Raw genomic sequence first — 18,615 nt, 5'->3', positions numbered from 1 at the left:
CTTCAATTCATTCATCATCACAGCCTGCAAATATAAGCTACCGTTATTCTAACTTCCATCAGTGGGGACTTCATCCCCCGCTGATGGAAAGCCCTCACCTATTTTCTTCGATTTTCTTGGAACCTTGAGGTGGGGGACTTACTGTCCGCGAATAGCGGGATAAATCCATTTTGTTTTTTTCGGCATATAAGTCGCTGCTATGCAGAATACAACATGACCACAACTTGCTTTCTCCCTTTGTTTTAAACCTCGCATGTGGCAAAAATAAGCCCTGACCGCTTCTATGCACGGCCAGACGCTCTCGCCCACCTAAAAAGAAAGCTTTTATCTCATTTTTAAATTTATCAACATCGTAAAAAAATAACAACCTACTTGTAAATAGGTTGTTACTGTTACATAGAAAAGTATAGTATCTATGCCTCTATTTGTCGAAAATAACGCATTATTTTTGGTTGTTATCTTCACTTGGTTCGTAGCTTAATAATTGTGCATGAATTTCTTCTAATGATTTCCCTACAAATTTATGAGATACCGGTTTTTCAACAGCACAATCATTATGCTCTTGCATTTCACGAGCGCGCTTTGCAGCTACTGTTACTAGCGTATATTTAGAATCAATTTTTTGTAACAATGCATCAATAGATGGGTTTAACATATTATATTTCCTCCGTCATTTCTTTATAATATTTTGCTACTCGCTCACGGCGACAATGTTCACCTATCACAATTGCATTAATACGTTCGCAAGCAAGTTCTACTTCATCGTTTTCTACTACGTAGTCATAAGCATCCATCATTTCGATTTCTTCTTTTGCTACTGTTAAACGATTTTGAATTACTTCTTCTGTTTCTGTACCGCGGCCCACAATTCGGTTTTTTAGTTCCGATAAACTTGGAGGAGCTAAAAAGACAAATACTCCTTCTGGAAAAGCTTTCTTTACTTGAATGGCACCTTGCACTTCAATTTCTAAGAAAACATCTTTCCCTTGCTGTAATGTTTGCTCGACATAATCAATTGGTGTTCCATAATAGTTCCCAACAAACTCCGCCCATTCCAGCAGTTTATTATTTTGAATCATCTCTTCAAACTCTTCTCTCGTTTTAAAGAAATAATCAACGCCGTCTACTTCTCCTTCACGTGGTTTACGCGTTGTTACAGAAATAGAGTATTGTAAATTTGTATCTTCTTGACTGAACAATTCCTTTCGAACTGTTCCTTTTCCAACACCAGAAGGCCCTGAAAGAACGATGAGCAACCCTCTTCTACTTCTCATATATATGTTAAACCTACCCTTCGTCACTTAAATCTTCTTTATTGTTTAACCGATGTGCAATTGTTTCCGGTTGTATCGGACTTAAAACAATATGTCCATCATCCATAACAATCACCGCTCGCGTTTTTCGCCCATAGGTAGCATCAAGCAGCACATTTTGTTCGCGCGCTTCCTGTACTAACCTCTTAATCGGTGCTGATTCCGGACTTACAATAGAAATAATTCGATGTGCAGATACGATATTTCCATATCCAATATTTAAAAACCGCATGGCCATAATTTGCGCCTCCTAGTAAGTCTATCCGATTTCTCCCTCTCGTATAACTTCGTATACAATTGACAGCTACTCAATATTTTGTACTTGTTCACGGATTTTTTCAAGATTATTTTTCATTTCCACAACATATTTTGAAATGGTTAAGTCATTTGCTTTTGAACCAATTGTATTTATTTCACGATGCATTTCTTGTACGATGAAATCCATTTTCCTTCCAACAGGCTCTTTACTTTGCAATGCCTCTTGAAATTGTTCTAAATGACTTTGTAAACGAACTAACTCTTCATGAATATCACAGCGGTCTGCAAACACCGCTATTTCTGTAAGTAATCGTTGTTCTTCTAATTCTTGATTATGTAATTCTTTCAAACGGTTTTCTAAGCGCTCACGATATTTTTGAATAACTGACGGCGCATAAGGAATAATGGCGTGCACACACGTGTTAATTCCTTGTAAACGATGCTCCAAATCTTTATGCAGTCGTTCCCCTTCACCATCACGCATCGTTTTTAACATGCTAGCTGCGCGGCGAACCGCCTCATACAAACTATGTTCAAACGCTTCATTTACATTTTCAACTTCTTCAATTGCTGTCACTTCTGGCATAGCAATAAGCTGTTGTAATGTAATCGAATCCTGTAATTGAAATTTCCCCTTCGCTTCTTCCATAATGAGCTTATATTGCTCTAAAAGGGACCAATCCACGCGTAACTTTCGTTCAACGAGTCCTTCCCCTTCAACAATGATCGATACTTCAATACGTCCGCGGCCTACTTGTTCTGCAATTAACTTGCGGATTTTATCCTCGAACACCATCATTTGCTTTGGAAGACGAATATTCATCTCTAAAAAACGATGGTTGACCGACTTCATTTCTACTGTAATTTGAAACGCATTACTTTCTACTTTTGCGCGTCCAAAACCTGTCATACTCGAAATCATTTTATCACATCCAAGCCATGATCTTACTCAATGAAAAAGGTAATAGAGACTCTACTCTACTACCTTTTCAAATTATAGCATACTTTTATGTCATTTACTATTTCAAGTTTACCCCTCTTTTATATACAATTGGTTTCTTCTTTTCAGACTTCCCAGTTAGCAAGGATCCAACTAATAAAAATGTTGGAATAGAAGAAAGTCCACCAATTAATAACCAATCTCTCGATTGAATTGGCATCGTACTAAAAATCGGTTGCAGCGGCGGATAATATATGACTACTAGCATGAGTAAAATCGAAATAATTACCGCCCCTACTAAATACATATTTCCAAATGGATTACGGTGAAAGACAGAATGCTCACTCCGGCAATCAAACACATGAATAAGCTGAGCTAATACAAGTGTTGCAAAGGCAACTGTTTGCGCATACTTTAATTCATTTGGATGTTGATTGAATGTAATGATAAACGCTAAGAGTGTCATCGCACCGATTAAAAAGCCTCGGCTCACAATTTTCCATGCAAGCCCTCTCGCAAATACCCCTTCTTTTGGATGGCGTGGTTTTCTTCTCATCACATCACCTTCTGCTGCATCAAGTCCAAGCGCCATCGCGGGCAAACCATCTGTTACTAAATTCACCCATAAAATTTGAATCGGTACGAGTGGCAGTGGCAATGCTAATATCATTGCAAATAGCATAACTAAAATTTCGCCAACATTAGACGCTAATAAGTAACGAATAAACTTACGAATGTTTTCGTAAATATTTCTTCCTTCTTTAATCGCCGCTTTAATAGTAGCAAAATTATCATCTAATAACACAAGAGATGATGCTTCTTTCGCAACATCTGTCCCAGTAACCCCCATCGCCACACCAATATCAGCTGCTTTTATAGCAGGCGCATCGTTCACGCCGTCGCCGGTCATTGCCACAATATGATCTTTATTTTGCAACGCCTTCACAATTTTCAACTTATGTTCCGGAGAAACACGCGCAAAGACATATGTTTCATCCACAATATCTTCCAACTCTTCAACTGACATGTTTGCAAGTTCAATTCCTTCCACAACGCGGCCGCCAGATGGTAAAATCCCAAGCTGCTCGGCGATTGCCATCGCTGTAACTTTATGGTCTCCTGTAATCATAATTGTTTTAATCCCCGCCTCTTTACACTCTTGCACCGCTTGTTTCACTTCAGGTCTTGGCGGATCAATCATTCCTTGCAGTCCAATAAACATTAAATCTCGTTCTGCTTCTCGTTCACTTTCCAATTGCTCTGTTGTTTTTAAAGGCTTAAAAGCAATCGCAATTGTACGAAGTGCCTGACTTCCTAACTGATGAATAGCCGTTTGCACTTCATTTCGATACAATTCTGTTAATGGCTGCTGTTTATTTCCCCATAAAATAGTTTGACTCATTTGTAATAAAACATCAGGCGCTCCCTTTGTTATTACAAATTTTTTTCCTGCCTTGTCACGAACGATGACACTCATCATTTTCCGCGTTGAATCAAATGGAAACTCGTGAATGACCTCAAATTGATCCTTTATGCCTTCTCTTGAAATACCAGATTTCATCGCCGCTACAACGAGGGCACCTTCCGTCGGATCACCATCTAATACATATGATTTTTTCTTTTTCACAATATTTGCGTTGTTACATAGACATCCAAATGTAAGGAGCTGATATAAAGAGCGAGCCGCTGTTGGATTTATTTTCTTATCGTCTTTCATAAATTCGCCACTTGGTTCATAACCTTGCCCCGTTACATTCCACGTTTCACCACTCGACCAGACATGTGTGACCATCATTTTATTTTGCGTCATTGTCCCTGTTTTGTCTGAACAAATGACAGATGCGCATCCTAAAGTTTCAACCGCAGGTAACTTTCTTACAATTGCTTTTTTCTTAATCATCCGTTGAACACCAAGTGAGAGTGCTACTGTAACAATGGCCGGCAATCCTTCAGGAATCGCTGCAACCGCAAGCGAAACACCTGCTAAAAACATATGATACATTTCATTACCTTGATAAACACCAACTAATACAACAAGTGCTGTTAAAATTAATGCAACGATAATTAAGATTTTTCCAAGCTGCTCAAGCCTTCTCTGTAGCGGCGTTTCATTTTGCTCCGCATTTTGCAGCATATTTGCAATTTGTCCCATCGCTGTATTCATTCCAGTTCCAATAACAACGCCAATACCGGATCCTCTCGTAATCATCGTTCCCATAAATGCCATATTGGTTTGATCACCAATTGAAACATCAGTACCATGCAGAACATCAATCTTCTTTTGGACCGGCACTGATTCTCCAGTTAATGCAGACTCTTCAATATATAGACTTGAAGCTTCAATGAGCCGTATATCCGCACCGATACGATCCCCGCTTGAAAATTTTATAATGTCTCCAAGCACAAGACCTTTCGAAGGAATCTTCATCCATCTCCCATTCCGAAGTGCAGTTACTTGCGGGGCGGCCAGCTCTTTTAATGCTTCCAGTGATTTTTCTGCTTTTCTCTCTTGAAAAAAACCGAGAATACCATTAATAATGACAATTGCCACAATCGCGATTGCATCCACATATTCTCCTAAAAAAGCAGAAATAATCGTTGCACCAAACAAAACAAGTACCATAAAATCTTTAAATTGCGCCAAAAACACAATAAGTGCAGAAGGCCTTTTTGCTTCTTGTAATTCGTTTGGGCCAAGTTTTTTCAGCCGCACTTCTACCTCTTGCTCCGTCAATCCTGTTTTTACATTTGTATTCGTTCGCTCTTCTACTTCATGTGCACGCAGTTCATACCAATTCATCTCGCCATCTACCTCCTGATTGCAGACATGCTCTAATGAAAGCTTATTCAGCCTCGTCCGAAAAAATGCTATAATTAACTTTTAGTGAGAAAGGAGTGTTCAACGTGGCATTCGATGGATTATTTACAAGAGCAATCACACATGAAATTGCAAACTCTCTTCAAACAGGAAGAATTTCAAAAATATATCAACCGTCAAAATATGAAATTTTATTACATATTCGGGCAAACGGAAAAAATCAAAAATTACTTCTTTCCGCTCACCCAACATATGCGCGGATGCATCTAACAACACAAAACTATGACTCCCCTGCATTACCACCAATGTTTTGCATGCTTCTTCGCAAACATTTAGAAGGTGGATTCATTGAAAAAATTGAACAAATTGATTTAGAACGAATGATTCAAATTACTATTCGCAGCCGCAATGAAATTGGTGATGAATCATTAAAAACAGTAATTATTGAGATTATGGGACGCCATAGCAATATCATTTTAGTAGACTCCAAAACAAATATTATTTTGGACAGCTTAAAACACGTTTCCTTAGCGGTAAACCGTCACCGTACTGTATATGCCGGGATTGAATATGTTGCACCGCCAACGCAACAAAAAATCAACCCCTTGCAAATTGAAACGCAAGAAGAATTTATTCGGCCGCTCGACTTTTTATCAGGAAATATGGATAAACAACTCGTAGGAGCTTTTACAGGAATCTCTCCATTATTTGCAAAAGAAGTAGTTGCAAAAGCTGGCATGGTAAATGAACATGCATTATCTGAAGCATTTTTCACATTACAAAAACCGCTCTTACAACATCAGTATACGCCTTCGATGATTGTAGCAAATGGGAAAGAGTTCTTTTATTTATTCCCGCTTGCACACCTAAAAGGTGAAGAGAAAACCTTCTCATCTGTAAGTGAATTACTAGATCGATTCTTCTTCGGAAAAGCAGAGCGTGACCGCGTAAAGCAACAGGCCCATGATTTAGAACGATTTATGCAAAATGAAAAAGCAAAGAATGAAAAGAAATTAATTAAATTACAAAAAACGTTAGAAGACGCGGGCAAAGCAGATAAATATCAACTATTTGGCGAATTGCTTACAGCTAATATGTACGCAATGAAAAAGGGCGACAAAGAAATTGAAGTTATCAATTACTATGATGAAAATAGCAGTACTGTAAAAATAGCTTTAGATCCACTGCGCACACCATCAGAAAATGCACAGCGTTATTTCCAAAAATATCAAAAAGCAAAAAATTCTATCACAATCGTAGAAGAACAAATCGAAAAAACAAACGAAGAAATCGTTTACTTTGATAGCTTACTACAACAAATGGAAGCTGCTTCTTCTAAAGATATTGAGGAAATTCGCGAAGAACTAGCTGAAGAAGGATATGTACGGAATCGTAAAACGAAAAATGTAAAGAAAAAGCCAACTAAACCTGTATTAGACAAATATATTGCAAGTGATGGAACAGAGATTTTAGTTGGGAAAAATAACAAACAAAACGATTATTTAACGAATAAACTAGCACGCCGGGATGAAATTTGGCTTCATACGAAGGACATTCCAGGTTCTCACGTAGTCATCCGTTCATTAGAGCCAAGTGACGAAACATTAGTGGAAGCAGCAAAGCTCGCTGCCTACTTTAGTAAAGCAAAAGAATCGAGCTCAGTTCCAGTCGATTATACGAAAATTCGTCATGTGAAAAAGCCAAGCGGAGCAAAACTTGGGTTTGTGACATATGATAATCAACAAACAGTATACGTAACACCGAATGCAGACACAGTGATGAAATTAAAGGCTTAAAAATACGAAAAGAAGTTGTCCCAAAAAGTAGTAACTTAGGGCAACTTCTTTTTCATGAAAACCTTTTTCTGTCACAAACAAGGGTTAAAACAAAGAGCGAAAGCGACCTACATGTTGAAAAATCTTAATGAAACTCTAAAGATTCTCTATATTCCCTTACAAAAAAGATCGTTATTTCATTCATTTTTACACAATCACTTTTCTGTCAAAAAATATAGACACAAACTCATCTTGTGTGTCTATATTTTTTGACAGAGATTTAATAAAACTCTTTTCACAGTAGATTTTTACTCCCCATTCATGCTGGATAAAATGTTGGCATTATTCTTGCTTTATATAAGGAGATGAAAGGGAGGAATTAAAATGAATTCAAGAATTAAAAAAATTCAAGAACAGCTACATCAATTTGGAATAGACGGATTACTTATTACAAAAAAAGAAAACCGCAGGTACGCTACTGGATTTACAGGTACTGCTGGAGTTGTCTTAATCTCTCCTACAAATGCCGTATTTATTACAGATTTCCGTTATACAGATCAAGCAAAATCGCAAGTACGCGAAGCGGAAATTATTATGCATAAAGGAAACATGGAAAAAGAGATTGCGGCTCAAATAGACAGATTACAAATTAAAAAACTAGGTATAGAAGAAAATAATATGACGCTAAAACAATACACAGCGTTAAAAAAATATACAAATATCGAACTTGTTCATGTAAATGAAATAATCGAGACGATTCGTACTGTAAAAGAAGACTTCGAAATCGAAATGATTAAAATTGCCGCTCGCATCGTGGATGATGCTTTTGAGCATATTATAACGTTCCTAAAACCTGGCGTATCTGAACGTGATGTCAGAGATGAATTAGAATTTTTTATGCGAAAACAAGGGGCTTCCTCTTCATCATTTGACATTATCGTTGCGTCCGGCACTCGCTCTTCTCTCCCGCACGGAGTAGCTACAAGTAAAATCATTGAAGACGGTGACATTGTTACATTAGACTTCGGTGCACTTTATAACGGATATTGCTCTGATATAACGCGTACTGTTGCAATCGGCAGTTGTTCCGAGGAATTCGTAAAAATATACAACATTATACTTGAAGCTTTAAAACGAGGTACTGCAGCAATTCGCCCAGGTGAGTCAGCAAAAACAATCGATGACATTACAAGAAATTACATTACTGAACATGGATACGGTGAATATTTCGGTCATTCAACAGGCCATGGACTTGGATTAGAACTTCATGAACCTCTTCGATTATCAAAAGACAGTACAGACACACTGCAAGAAGGAATGGTTGTAACTGTAGAACCAGGTATTTATATCCCAAACTTTGGCGGTTGCAGAATTGAAGATGATATTGTCGTGACAAAAACTGGACATGAAGTGATTACACATGCGAATAGAGAACTTATCGTTATAGGCTAAAAAGAAGTTTTTCGTTTTTTATCCCTCAATTACTATTTATAAATAGCGGTTATATGAATATAATCGCTATTTAACACTATTTCTCCCTCCTTTTATCAATTTTAGATAATTCCAAATTATTAATCTTTATGCTATCGTTATATCAAATAATAAAAACTACAAAACCTTACAAAAAATATTCAACAGGAGGTTATAAATGAATCAACATATCGAAGTAGTTCCTATTTTCCTGCAACATTATATTCTCAAATTAACCATTCCTATTTTCCTTTTATTTTTCTTTGTATTTCAAAATAATACGATTATATATTTTTTTCTTTTCTATTACTTATTAGCAATTTCTCTACATTTTTATGTCTCGTATATAGAAAAAAATATAAAAGTTATAGATTCTAAAAAAACTGTCCGTCTCTTCCCTAAAGAAACAGGAACACTAAGCATCATTATGCAAAACAATGCTAAACTTCCCGTTATGAATGGAAAAGTTACATTTCGTACAGCTAAGCTTCCACTTATAAATGAACACATCATATTCAATTCGGATTCGTCTCTTTATAACTACTCAAAAGTAGAAACTGTATCCAATACAATATTTACTTTCTCTTTTGTACAAAATGCTGCTTCCATGCAACAATGGAATTTTTCATTTCAAGCGACAAAACGAGGTTGCTTTCAAATTGAGAATTTAGAATGTATCATCGGTGATCCTTTTCAGTTTATTCATATTCATTTACCTTCCATTCATAAGTTGCGAACAGAAATTCTCGTCTATCCATCACTCAAACCAGTTATAGGATTACAACAAGTTTTCCAAACTACACCTGGTACTTATAAAACAACTCTATCTTTTTATCAAGATGAATCTACTATCATTGGTATTAAACCATATGAACGAGAATCCTTTCGCTCTATCCATTGGAAAGCATCGGCAAAAATGCAACAGTTACATGCAAAACATTATCAACCCGTTCTCAATCATTCTTGGAGTATTTGCCTTTGCTTATCTTATGATGCAATACCTGATTGGAATATAAATATGGAAGATTTGATTTCTTATACCGCATTTATTTGCCAAACTGCAGTAGAAAAAAAGATTCCCTTTGAATTATTTATTAGTATTCTTTCAGAGAACAATCCCATTCACCTTCCTGCAAATGAAGGCATTCAGCAGTATACACAAGCTTTAGAAAAATTAGCTCATATTACACAAGGAAATATATTACTACCAAAAAAGCGATTTATTCACTATTTTATGAACAAACGAGACTACTCTTCTTCTCTTATTTTTATCGGAGTAAATAAAACAGATATTCCATCTGCTCAGCAACCTACATATTTCGTATCAGATAAAGGAGTTGTAGAATAAGATGAAATTATATATTTCTTTTATTATTGACATCTTGCTCCTTCTCTTACTCGCATCATCGCTAGGAATAATAAGGCTACACTTTCTCTTTTTATTTTTAATCATCTATTATTTTTCGTATTACATTGTGAAAAAATATATACATAACTATTTTGGATACCTTATTTTTTATTCTTTTCTTATCATCAATAATTATGTTCTATTTTCTACTACAATTTTTCATACGCTTATTTTTTCATGTATTTTCTTTATTCTCTTATTCAAAAAGAATATATCTTTAGTAGAAAAATTTATTTTTTCTGTGTTAATCATTGTTGTATCGATGTTTTTAAGTATGGACTTTCCTTCATCATTTGATATTTTTGTACTTTTGTTACAAGGGTTTATCATACTTTTATTAACCAGTCACAACAAAAAACAACAAGTTACTCGGCCCATCATGATAATTGGTTTAAGTATTGTTAGCTTTCTTCTCTTACATATAGGAATCTATTTTCGAATAGGCTTATTCTATGTTATATCAATGTTTTTCCCTAGTATTGGCTATGCAGTAACTCCTTTATTTGAACGGATTCCAACAAGAACAGGTAACAAAATTGCAAAAGTGTTGCAAAATCAATCCGGGAATAACTCTCAATTGCACGAGGGCCTTGTTTCTTCTTCTAATAATCAATCATCACAACTTCCCTATATACTCATTGGAGTAACAGGTTTATTTCTAATGAGTTATGTCATCTATCGTATTGTAAAACGAAAAAACGGATTAAAAATAAAGGAAACGAACATACTCCCTGCTGTATTTATGCCAAGTAAAGTCACAAATGGAACAAAAAACAAAAAAAGTAAGGCACCTGAAAATCCATTTCGTTATATCATTTTTCAATTAGAACAACAGTTGCATCCTCCGTTCTCCCGACACCGCGGGGAAACGTTAGAAGATTGGTTATTTCGTTTAAAAAGACTAGGAATTTCAATCAATGAAATGCTTATCATTCATTCTTATAACGAAGCTCGTTATTCGCAAAATAAACTAGATTCTCATCTACTGACCTCGCTAGAAAAAGAATTTGAACATATTATTGCTCAACAAAAAAGCGGCAAAGGAAGTTGATTCCAAAAAAATTGAAATTTTAAAGATTATTTTCCGCTTTATTCCTATACATAAAAAAGGATTCTCTTCCTATTTGGAGAAATGAAATAAAGGTCTACATTTCATAACAGGGGGATTACAATGGAGAATTTATTTTTAATTGATAAAATCGACGGATTAAGCGACGATTTTTCTAAACTTGTTTCGATGATGAATTATGCACGTTTCTCAACACTACATGCAGTTCAAGATTTAACAATTGAAGAATTAGATTACTTAAATGATGAAAATGCAAATTCAATCGGTATGCTTCTGTATCACATGGCAGCTATCGAATTTTATTATCAAATTCATACCTTTGAAGACAGAGAGCCGACGGAAGAAGAACTAGAACGCTGGTTACCAGGTGTTGAACTCGGTAGTCTTGGACGGGAGAAAATCAAAAACCAACCGCTAGATTTCTACATCAACACATTACAAGAAGTGCGCGAGAAAACAATCGCTACATTTCAATCACTTCCAAACGAATGGTTATTTAAAACAACTCCATTTTGGGAGGGCAAGCCAGCAAACAATTATTTCAAATGGTTTCATGTGTTTGAAGACGAACTAAATCACCGTGGACAAATTCGCATGATTAAAAAAATGCAACAGGCTCAATCCGTAAAATAATATGTAAAAAAGCTGTATTACTTTATACGTGAAGTAATACAGCTTTTTGTTATGACTTTAATTTATTTTATTAAACTCTTATTTCAGTAAAAGCATGCTCTAATGATTATTAGATGAATGTCCCTACTCTATCAAATTTAATAATATACTTCATTATTCCGCTCATAAATTTAGCTTATATGCTTTAATTGTGTTTCTTCTTTCTTTCTATTCCGCCCTTTAAATAAAGCAAAACCAATTAAAATTGCTAAAGTTGTAAAACAAACCACTGTTCCAACTGAAATTCCATTACTAAACGTTGAGCCTATGAAGATAATACATAATCCCACGATTCCAATAATAGTTGTAGTTGGAAATAACTTCATTTTAAAATTAGGCATCGTTGCATAGTTAGGACGTAATTTAAGTTGCGCAAAGCAAATACTTAACCAAAGCAATAACATTGTAAACCCTGGAATTGTCATCATTGTTCCGATAATACTATTTGGAGCAAAGAATGCTAGGCCTGCCCCGATCAATAGTAATAAGCCATTCAAAGAAATTGCAATGATTGGTGCACCTGATTTCGCAGTCTGTTTCAATATTTTTGGTGCTTCTCCTTTTTCAGCTAACGCAACCATTGTTCTGGAAGTAGCAAAAACTCCTGAATTCGCCGCTGAAAGAACTGCAGTTAATAAAACAAAATTCATAATATGTGCAACACCTGGGATACCAATGGCATTCATTACTTGTATAAATGGACTTTCATTTCCTGCAACTTCATTCCAAGGTATTAATCCCGCAATAATTGTAATGGGCAAGATATAAAATATGATTACGCGCCAAACAACACCCTTTATCACTTTAGGTAACACCTTTTCAACGTCTTTTGTCTCAGAAATTGCTACCCCTATTAACTCAGATCCTCCGAACGAAAACATTACAATAAAACAAGCACTAAATACCCCTTTAATACCATTTGGAAAGAATCCACCATGCCCAAGTAAATGTTCCGTTGGTGTTGACGGAGCAAAACTCGTTAGTCCAAATAAGACTGCTCCTCCTAAAAGGATGAATAATACAAGTGCCAAAATTTTTATACTAGCAAACCAAAATTCCATTTCGCCATAAAATTTCACTTGAAAGCTGTTAATCCCCACAACTAATAGTGCACAAATAGCACTTAGTAACCAAAGAGGTACATTCGGAAACCAAAATTGTAAAAAAGATCCTGCAGCTAATATTTCTACAATTGTAACAAGCGTCCAGTTAATCCAGTATAGCCATCCCACTACAAATGATACGTGAAATCCAAAAGCCTTATGAACTAAATGTTGAACATTTTGATTTGGATAAACAACAGCCATTTCTGCTAAAGCCACCATAACAATCATCATTAATAATCCACCAAGTAAGTACGAAATAATTACGCCAGGCCCAGCAATCCCTAAAGTATCTCCACTACCTTTAAAAATACCCGTACCAATCATTCCCGCTAACGCTAAAAATTGCACATGTCTAGGTAATAACTCTTTCTTTAAACCATCTTTCTTCATTCTGTTCTCCTCTTTCTGTTCTTAATTTCCCAAGTTGTTTTGCAAGTGATTTTACATAGTAATAGCCATCTTCCATAGCTATTCACCTCCTTTACATTTCTATTGGTACTTGGTGAATGAATTGATTTATACTAGCTAAATTCATTTTTTAAATAACGGCCTGTCAGTCTTATCCACAATTAGGCCTCTTAAAAGCATCATCATTCATACATTTAAGTACTTCTATTTAAAAAGTAAATAAAAAATCCCTACTGAAATTAATCAGTAGGGACGATTTTATTCGCGGTACCACCCTAGTTATTGACAAACTTTATATGTCAATCTCTTCATTCTCTATAACGGCTCTTCACCGTCTTCCCCTTACTATTCGCTCGAAGAAGATGCTCCTGGATTGTAATTCATGTTGTTCTATGTACTGACTTACACCAACCGCCAGCTCTCTTTAACAGGGAAAACATACACTACTCTATTCCATTCATCGCTTATCTATTATTTAGTTGTTATGAAAATACAAAAAATCCCTACTGAAAATTAATCAGTAGGGACGATTTTATTCGCGGTACCACCCTAATTATTGACAAACTTTATATGTCAATCTCTTCATTCTCTATAACGGCTCTTCACCGTCTTCCCCTTACTATTCGCTCGAAGAAGATGCTCCTGGATTGTAATTCATGTTGTTCTATGTACTGACTTACACCAACCGCCAGCTCTCTTTAACAGGGAGAACATACACTACTCTATTCCATTCATCGCTTATCTATTATTTAGTTGTTATGAAAATACAAAAAACCCCTACTGAAATTAATCAGTAGGGACGATTTTATTCGCGGTACCACCCTAATTATTGACAAACTTTATATGTCAATCTCTTCATTCTCTATAACGGCTCTTCACCGTCTTCCCCTTACTATTCGCTCGAAGAAGATGCTCCTGGATTGTAATTCATGTTGTTCTATGTACTGACTTACACCAACCGCCAGCTCTCTTTAACAGGGAGAACATACACTACTTTATTCCATTCATCGCTTATCTTATTTACTTAATGATTATCCTATAATAAATAAGGTAAAAAAGCAATATTTTTTATACACGAAATGTATCATCATGTAATAATAACTTTCTATTTACTTTGGAAACAATCATTCCAGAAACAATTAAAATTACAAATATATAAATGAATTTCGCTAAAAATAACCACTCTTGAAAAAGTGACATAGCAGCCATTTTTTTCTGACCTGCTATTAATAGAAATGCTACAGTCGGTACCAAAATAATAAATTCAATCGTAAAAATTAGTTTCTTTTTCTTACTTAAATTTCGAATATCCTCCCACCTGTATAGCAAAGCAAAAATAATTCCAGCAATAAAAACAATGTTTATCCAATTATCTGCAATTAGATGAGTTAAAATAATAGATAAAATTAAACTAGCCATTAAACCGTAAAAACCTATTTTTTTTGCCATAAAAACCTCCTTTATTTTCTATTTATAGAATTACTTTCATTATAACATTCATTCATTATGTTTTTTGTATGTCGTACTTATTCCATTACGGTGAGTGAAATTGTTCTCCTATTTTAAACAGTTGACCCTACTGGGGGATTCATACTTCTTCATACCACTTATGACCTCTGCTTTAATCCATTCAAAAATGTATGAATTTTCCTACAAAGCATGTAATCCTTATCTCATTTCATGGTAATATAAACCATATATAAAGATAGAAAGGAGTTATTATTATGCCACACATCATTTCCCTCAATATCGGGACACCGCAAAAATTCCAGTTTCAAGGGAAAGAAATTGAAACTGGTTTGTTTAAAGAAAGTATTAATAAACCATTATATTTATCGACACTTAACTTCGAAGGCGACGGTCAGGCTGATTTAAAGCATCACGGCGGAAAAGATAAAGCTGTTTGTATATATGCCTTTGAACATTATCCATATTGGGAACAAGAGCTAACGCAGCAACTTCCATACGGAGCATTCGGAGAAAATTTAACAGTAACAGGATTACTGGAATCAGATGTATGCATTGGTGATATATATAAAATAGGAGAAGCGCTCGTTCAAGTAACACAGCCGAGACAACCTTGCTATAAACTATCTTATCGCTACAATCGAAAAGACTTCCCGCTTCTTGTGCAAAATACAGGATTTACTGGCTTTTATGTAAGAGTGCTAACAGAAGGAACTGTTTCCCCTTCTGATGAAATAATATTAATAGAACATAATAAACACCACATCACAATAGCCTTCGCAAATGAAATCATGCACCGCGATAAACAAAATATTGAAGGTATACAACGCATATTAGCAGTTGATTCTTTATCAGAAAGCTGGCGTAACACATTTACGAAGCGATTAGAAGGAAAAGAAACGAGTACAGAAAAACGTTTAACAGGAAAATAATAAAGTGAAACTTCCATCAGTGGGGGTCTTATTTACTGCCCACGAATAGCGGAATAATTTGATAGAAAAGAGGACAGCACATGAGTGAATTTGCATTCGTATTACTTGTTTGTCCATTGCTTGTCTTTATTTTTTCTGTTATTGGTACACGGGTTACAAAAACATATTATGTAATGCCTATTATTACGTTTGCGATTTTTCTTATTTTGGCAGTAACCTTATTTAATCGATCATTTTTCTTTTGGGTCGGGATGTATAGTATTTTTTCATTTCTTGTTTCTTATATAACACTATTATTTGAAAAAGAGAAAAAAGAAGTAGATAAAAAGCATTAACTATGTCATTACATGTTACTGAAGGAGCATTATTCATGATTTTCTTTGATATTGATGGTACTTTACTTGATTATGAGCTCGCTGAAAAAAATGGTATTCTTGACTTCTTTCGCGAGCATAATCCTATTTTTTCTGGTAAAGAATTTGAAGCTAGCAAACTATGGAACCAACTCTCTGAACAATACTTTAATCAATTTTTATCCAATACATTATCGTTTCAAGAACAACAAAGATTGCGAATGCTACACCTTTTTCAAAAGTATGGCGTTCTCTTAACGAATGAAGAAGCTGATGAGAAATTCAGCCTATATTTATCCTTATATATAGAAAACTGGACAGTGTATAAAGATGTAGTCTATGTACTAGATAGCTTAAAACAAAAAGGTTATCCATTAGGAATTATTAGTAATGGGAATTATGAACAACAAATTGAAAAACTACATCGTTTACATATCTTACATTATTTCGATCCCGTTATCACTTCTAGTGAAATAGGTGTGGCAAAACCTAATATAGCTATCTTTCAAACAGCTAGTATGAAAGCCAAATGTCAAATTCAAGATTGCTATTACATTGGTGATCGCTTAGAAACAGATGCCCTCAGCAGTAAAAAAGCTGGTATGCATGGAATATGGCTAGATCGAAGTAATAAAAAACAACAATGTAGTGTTCTTACCATACAATCGTTGTATGAATTAATTCATATACTTACATAAACGCTCTAGTACGAATATTTAGACTACCTATTATAAAACCGTAAAAGAAAGGAATAACATATGGTCTCATTATTAAAATTTCTAGTCACTCTCATTTTTGTTTGTTGCCTCTTCTTGTTAGCATTTGCATGGGATAAAACCGAGCAATTTCTTAATGCAACTATTTTTAAAAAGTTTAGTGCAAAGTGGAGAAAGATACTCTTAACAGCCATAACCATCTTATTCGAATTACTTGTGATATGGCGCTTCTCAATTTTTTTCAAAGTATCTGTCTTAGAAAGTTTAGTTATGGGAAGTATTTTATTATTATGTTGCGTTTGGCTTATTCCCTATTTCGTTACGATTCAAAGAAATAATGCTAAAATTGCAGATAAATATTATAGCGGTGGTGTAGATTTAGGATCAGTAACAGTATTCCGCCTTTCTTTAAATCCTCTTGTATTTGGTACGATTATTTTATCAACTGCAAGTATTGGCATTGGCATATTTTATTACCTGCCTTATTTTTTATAATAAGATTAATTGATAATGATCACTGCACCTCTCTTTTATTTTCTCTGAATTTTAAAACAAATAATTTTATTGTTCATGAATGCAATATAAAAAACACGACTGATTTCCCCCACACAGTCGTGTTTTTTCTTATTATGCTGTAATCCAAGCTTTATCAGCTAGATTTAAATGTATCGATTCCCCTACTATTATGGTTCTCTGCTGCAATACCTTTCCGTATCACACTTTAAGAAATTATTCTATGCGTCCTCGCTACCACTTTGATTTATTGTCGTTTCAAATTTCTTTATTTTGGTTATTTTTCTATATACTTAACGTGTTTCAAACCAGTATACGACAATGTAAACTAAGATAAAGGATCCTCCAAATATCAACAAACGAAATAATATGGGGATAAAAGATAATGATGTGAAGTATAGTAAATATAGAATTATAAAAGGAATAAAAAATAAAAATAGTATATATGTTTTATTTTTAACTATTGTTAGTATGCAACCTCCACCAAAAATAACTCCTATAATAATCCCATATATCCAAATTATTGTTTCATCGCTATCTATCATTTAATCACCTTTTCCTATAAGATTTCCGTCCTTTCCTAAAATCTTTATAAAATACATAAGCATCCGATGCCCAACCAATCGGACCTAATAAGGTTTTCCTTCCTACTTTTCCAGCCAATCGAATACTCACTTTTTGAAATTGCCTAGCATTTGCTTTACTTTGTACTCTAGACAATATTTTTCCTTTTTTAGATTTTAAATTTGCACTTTGCTGAACTAGCCATTTGGATTTATTTTGATATTTGCCATACGATTTCGTTGCTTCCCATTATGGTTGCAAAAATTTTGAACTAGCCATTACGGATCCACCATCATCACCGGATTGTTATTCCCATACGTATACCCATTCTGCGTAATCGGATCATCCTCATCACCCGGATCTGGATCCACAGACAAGAACACACCATGAGTTGGATTGTAATATCTCGCAATTAAATAATACATCCCAATTTCTTCATCATACATATATCCCGCATAGCCAAATGGATTCTCTGCGGCGATGCCTTTTGCGTCATATGTTAGGGATTCGTTGCCAAATTTCGTTATCTGGTTGCCGTCGTTAAATACAGTTGTTGATACAGCTGTCCTGCTTCTGTTACTTGTGCGTTTGTGCGGTTTCCAAAGCCGTCATAGCTGTATTCTTTCATTGTACCATTTTGTAATGCTTCTTTTGTTAGTTGATTAATAGAATCATATGCATATGTTGTTTTTTCTGTTTTGTCACCGTTTTTGCGTTCGATTGCGGTGCGGTTACTTGTTGCGTCATACGTATAGGATTCTTCTAAAATACGCTGTGAATCTTTTGTGCCTATTTGTAAGTTTGTCAGTTTCTTTGTGTGGTCATACGTAAAT

The 18,615-nt window shown here is 34.9% G+C and carries 18 protein-coding genes and 3 other annotated features; of the genes, 9 read left to right on the top strand and 9 right to left on the bottom strand.

Going from position 1 to position 18,615, the window contains the following annotated elements; all coding sequences use genetic code 11:
* Positions 1-442: 442 nt before the first annotated feature.
* The 5 genes from rpoZ to BM211_RS01370 form a co-directional block, all read right to left on the bottom strand.
* A complete protein-coding gene (rpoZ, locus tag BM211_RS01390; protein ID WP_035429050.1) occupies positions 443-655 on the bottom strand; it encodes a DNA-directed RNA polymerase subunit omega in 213 nt (70 codons plus the stop codon).
* Position 656: 1 nt separating this feature from the next.
* The gene (gene gmk, locus BM211_RS01385) at positions 657-1,274 is read right to left on the bottom strand and encodes a guanylate kinase (protein ID WP_035429052.1); all 618 of its coding nucleotides are present in this window, start codon (positions 1,272-1,274) and stop codon (positions 657-659) included.
* Positions 1,275-1,287: 13 nt separating this feature from the next.
* Positions 1,288-1,551 (bottom strand): extracellular matrix/biofilm regulator RemA, encoded by a 264-nt coding sequence (gene remA / locus BM211_RS01380; protein ID WP_020059206.1) that lies wholly within the window; start codon positions 1,549-1,551, stop codon positions 1,288-1,290.
* A 66-nt stretch (positions 1,552-1,617) separates the two neighbouring features.
* Positions 1,618-2,493, bottom strand: coding sequence for a YicC/YloC family endoribonuclease (locus tag BM211_RS01375; RefSeq protein ID WP_035429054.1), 876 nt, complete (start codon positions 2,491-2,493; stop codon positions 1,618-1,620).
* A gap of 97 nt (positions 2,494-2,590) precedes the next feature.
* Positions 2,591-5,311 (bottom strand): calcium-translocating P-type ATPase, SERCA-type, encoded by a 2,721-nt coding sequence (locus tag BM211_RS01370; RefSeq protein ID WP_035429057.1) that lies wholly within the window; start codon positions 5,309-5,311, stop codon positions 2,591-2,593.
* A gap of 104 nt (positions 5,312-5,415) precedes the next feature.
* Between BM211_RS01370 and BM211_RS01365 the strand changes: the two genes are divergently transcribed.
* From BM211_RS01365 to BM211_RS01345, 5 genes are all read left to right on the top strand, one after another.
* Entirely contained in the window at positions 5,416-7,125 is a 1,710-nt protein-coding gene (locus BM211_RS01365) for an Rqc2 family fibronectin-binding protein (RefSeq protein ID WP_035429059.1), read from the top strand.
* 363 nt (positions 7,126-7,488) lie between these two features.
* A complete protein-coding gene (locus BM211_RS01360; RefSeq protein ID WP_090994669.1) occupies positions 7,489-8,556 on the top strand; it encodes a M24 family metallopeptidase in 1,068 nt (355 codons plus the stop codon).
* Between the two features lie 196 nt (positions 8,557-8,752).
* Positions 8,753-9,922 carry a DUF58 domain-containing protein gene (locus BM211_RS01355; protein WP_090994667.1) on the top strand — a complete coding sequence of 390 codons (1,170 nt, stop codon included), beginning with the start codon at positions 8,753-8,755 and terminating at the stop codon, positions 9,920-9,922.
* Between the two features lies 1 nt (position 9,923).
* Complete coding sequence (locus BM211_RS26270; RefSeq protein ID WP_090994664.1) at positions 9,924-11,033, top strand: DUF4018 domain-containing protein; 1,110 nt, start codon at positions 9,924-9,926, stop codon at positions 11,031-11,033.
* Between the two features lie 120 nt (positions 11,034-11,153).
* Entirely contained in the window at positions 11,154-11,684 is a 531-nt protein-coding gene (locus BM211_RS01345; RefSeq protein ID WP_035429069.1) for a DinB family protein, read from the top strand.
* Positions 11,685-11,854: 170 nt separating this feature from the next.
* Here BM211_RS01345 and BM211_RS01340 read toward each other — a convergent pair whose 3' ends face one another.
* Positions 11,855-13,219 carry an amino acid permease gene (locus BM211_RS01340; protein ID WP_090994661.1) on the bottom strand — a complete coding sequence of 455 codons (1,365 nt, stop codon included), beginning with the start codon at positions 13,217-13,219 and terminating at the stop codon, positions 11,855-11,857.
* Positions 13,220-13,482: 263 nt separating this feature from the next.
* Positions 13,483-13,707: a binding site (T-box leader), on the bottom strand.
* Positions 13,708-13,756: 49 nt separating this feature from the next.
* Positions 13,757-13,981 (bottom strand) — a binding site (T-box leader).
* A 48-nt stretch (positions 13,982-14,029) separates the two neighbouring features.
* Positions 14,030-14,254 (bottom strand) — a binding site (T-box leader).
* 51 nt (positions 14,255-14,305) lie between these two features.
* Positions 14,306-14,686: a YoqO family protein gene (locus tag BM211_RS01335; RefSeq protein WP_035429072.1), complete on the bottom strand. Its 381-nt coding sequence runs from the start codon at positions 14,684-14,686 to the stop codon at positions 14,306-14,308.
* A 275-nt stretch (positions 14,687-14,961) separates the two neighbouring features.
* Here BM211_RS01335 and BM211_RS01330 point away from each other — a divergent pair, with 275 nt between their 5' ends.
* From BM211_RS01330 to BM211_RS01315, 4 genes are all read left to right on the top strand, one after another.
* Positions 14,962-15,636: an MOSC domain-containing protein gene (locus tag BM211_RS01330; RefSeq protein ID WP_035429073.1), complete on the top strand. Its 675-nt coding sequence runs from the start codon at positions 14,962-14,964 to the stop codon at positions 15,634-15,636.
* A gap of 80 nt (positions 15,637-15,716) precedes the next feature.
* Positions 15,717-15,971: a YbeF family protein gene (locus BM211_RS01325; RefSeq protein WP_090994659.1), complete on the top strand. Its 255-nt coding sequence runs from the start codon at positions 15,717-15,719 to the stop codon at positions 15,969-15,971.
* A 35-nt stretch (positions 15,972-16,006) separates the two neighbouring features.
* Positions 16,007-16,687, top strand: coding sequence for an HAD family hydrolase (locus BM211_RS01320; protein ID WP_090994656.1), 681 nt, complete (start codon positions 16,007-16,009; stop codon positions 16,685-16,687).
* A 114-nt stretch (positions 16,688-16,801) separates the two neighbouring features.
* Positions 16,802-17,200, top strand: a complete 399-nt coding sequence (locus BM211_RS01315; protein ID WP_256216655.1) for a hypothetical protein — start codon at positions 16,802-16,804, stop codon at positions 17,198-17,200.
* Between the two features lie 860 nt (positions 17,201-18,060).
* On the opposite strand, the gene BM211_RS26895 is transcribed toward BM211_RS01315, so the two are convergent.
* On the bottom strand, positions 18,061-18,264 hold the full coding sequence (locus BM211_RS26895) for an RHS repeat-associated core domain-containing protein (RefSeq protein ID WP_231559657.1): 204 nt from the start codon (positions 18,262-18,264) through the stop codon (positions 18,061-18,063).
* Positions 18,265-18,305: 41 nt separating this feature from the next.
* The gene (locus tag BM211_RS27440; RefSeq protein WP_371261847.1) at positions 18,306-18,410 is read right to left on the bottom strand and encodes a hypothetical protein; all 105 of its coding nucleotides are present in this window, start codon (positions 18,408-18,410) and stop codon (positions 18,306-18,308) included.
* Between the last annotated feature and the right edge of the window lie 205 nt (positions 18,411-18,615).

The organism is Bacillus sp. 491mf, from assembly GCF_900112415.1.
Lineage (GTDB): Bacteria > Bacillota > Bacilli > Bacillales > Bacillaceae_G > Bacillus_A.
Note: the sequence above shows the minus strand (reverse complement) of the source record. Positions and strands in the feature narration are given on the sequence as shown.

Excerpts from the sequence above, each read along its gene's own strand:
- rpoZ (WP_035429050.1), bottom strand. The coding sequence starts at position 655 with ATGTTAAACCCATCTATTGATGCATTGTTACAAAAAATTGATTCTAAA.
- gmk (WP_035429052.1), bottom strand. The coding sequence starts at position 1,274 with ATGAGAAGTAGAAGAGGGTTGCTCATCGTTCTTTCAGGGCCTTCTGGT.
- remA (WP_020059206.1), bottom strand. The coding sequence starts at position 1,551 with ATGGCCATGCGGTTTTTAAATATTGGATATGGAAATATCGTATCTGCA.
- BM211_RS01375 (WP_035429054.1), bottom strand. The coding sequence starts at position 2,493 with ATGATTTCGAGTATGACAGGTTTTGGACGCGCAAAAGTAGAAAGTAAT.
- BM211_RS01370 (WP_035429057.1), bottom strand. The coding sequence starts at position 5,311 with ATGAATTGGTATGAACTGCGTGCACATGAAGTAGAAGAGCGAACGAAT.
- BM211_RS01360 (WP_090994669.1), top strand. The coding sequence starts at position 7,489 with ATGAATTCAAGAATTAAAAAAATTCAAGAACAGCTACATCAATTTGGA.
- BM211_RS01355 (WP_090994667.1), top strand. The coding sequence starts at position 8,753 with ATGAATCAACATATCGAAGTAGTTCCTATTTTCCTGCAACATTATATT.
- BM211_RS26270 (WP_090994664.1), top strand. The coding sequence starts at position 9,924 with ATGAAATTATATATTTCTTTTATTATTGACATCTTGCTCCTTCTCTTA.
- BM211_RS01345 (WP_035429069.1), top strand. The coding sequence starts at position 11,154 with ATGGAGAATTTATTTTTAATTGATAAAATCGACGGATTAAGCGACGAT.
- BM211_RS01340 (WP_090994661.1), bottom strand. The coding sequence starts at position 13,219 with ATGAAGAAAGATGGTTTAAAGAAAGAGTTATTACCTAGACATGTGCAA.
- BM211_RS01335 (WP_035429072.1), bottom strand. The coding sequence starts at position 14,686 with ATGGCAAAAAAAATAGGTTTTTACGGTTTAATGGCTAGTTTAATTTTA.
- BM211_RS01330 (WP_035429073.1), top strand. The coding sequence starts at position 14,962 with ATGCCACACATCATTTCCCTCAATATCGGGACACCGCAAAAATTCCAG.
- BM211_RS01325 (WP_090994659.1), top strand. The coding sequence starts at position 15,717 with ATGAGTGAATTTGCATTCGTATTACTTGTTTGTCCATTGCTTGTCTTT.
- BM211_RS01320 (WP_090994656.1), top strand. The coding sequence starts at position 16,007 with ATGATTTTCTTTGATATTGATGGTACTTTACTTGATTATGAGCTCGCT.
- BM211_RS27440 (WP_371261847.1), bottom strand. The coding sequence starts at position 18,410 with ATGAAAGAATACAGCTATGACGGCTTTGGAAACCGCACAAACGCACAA.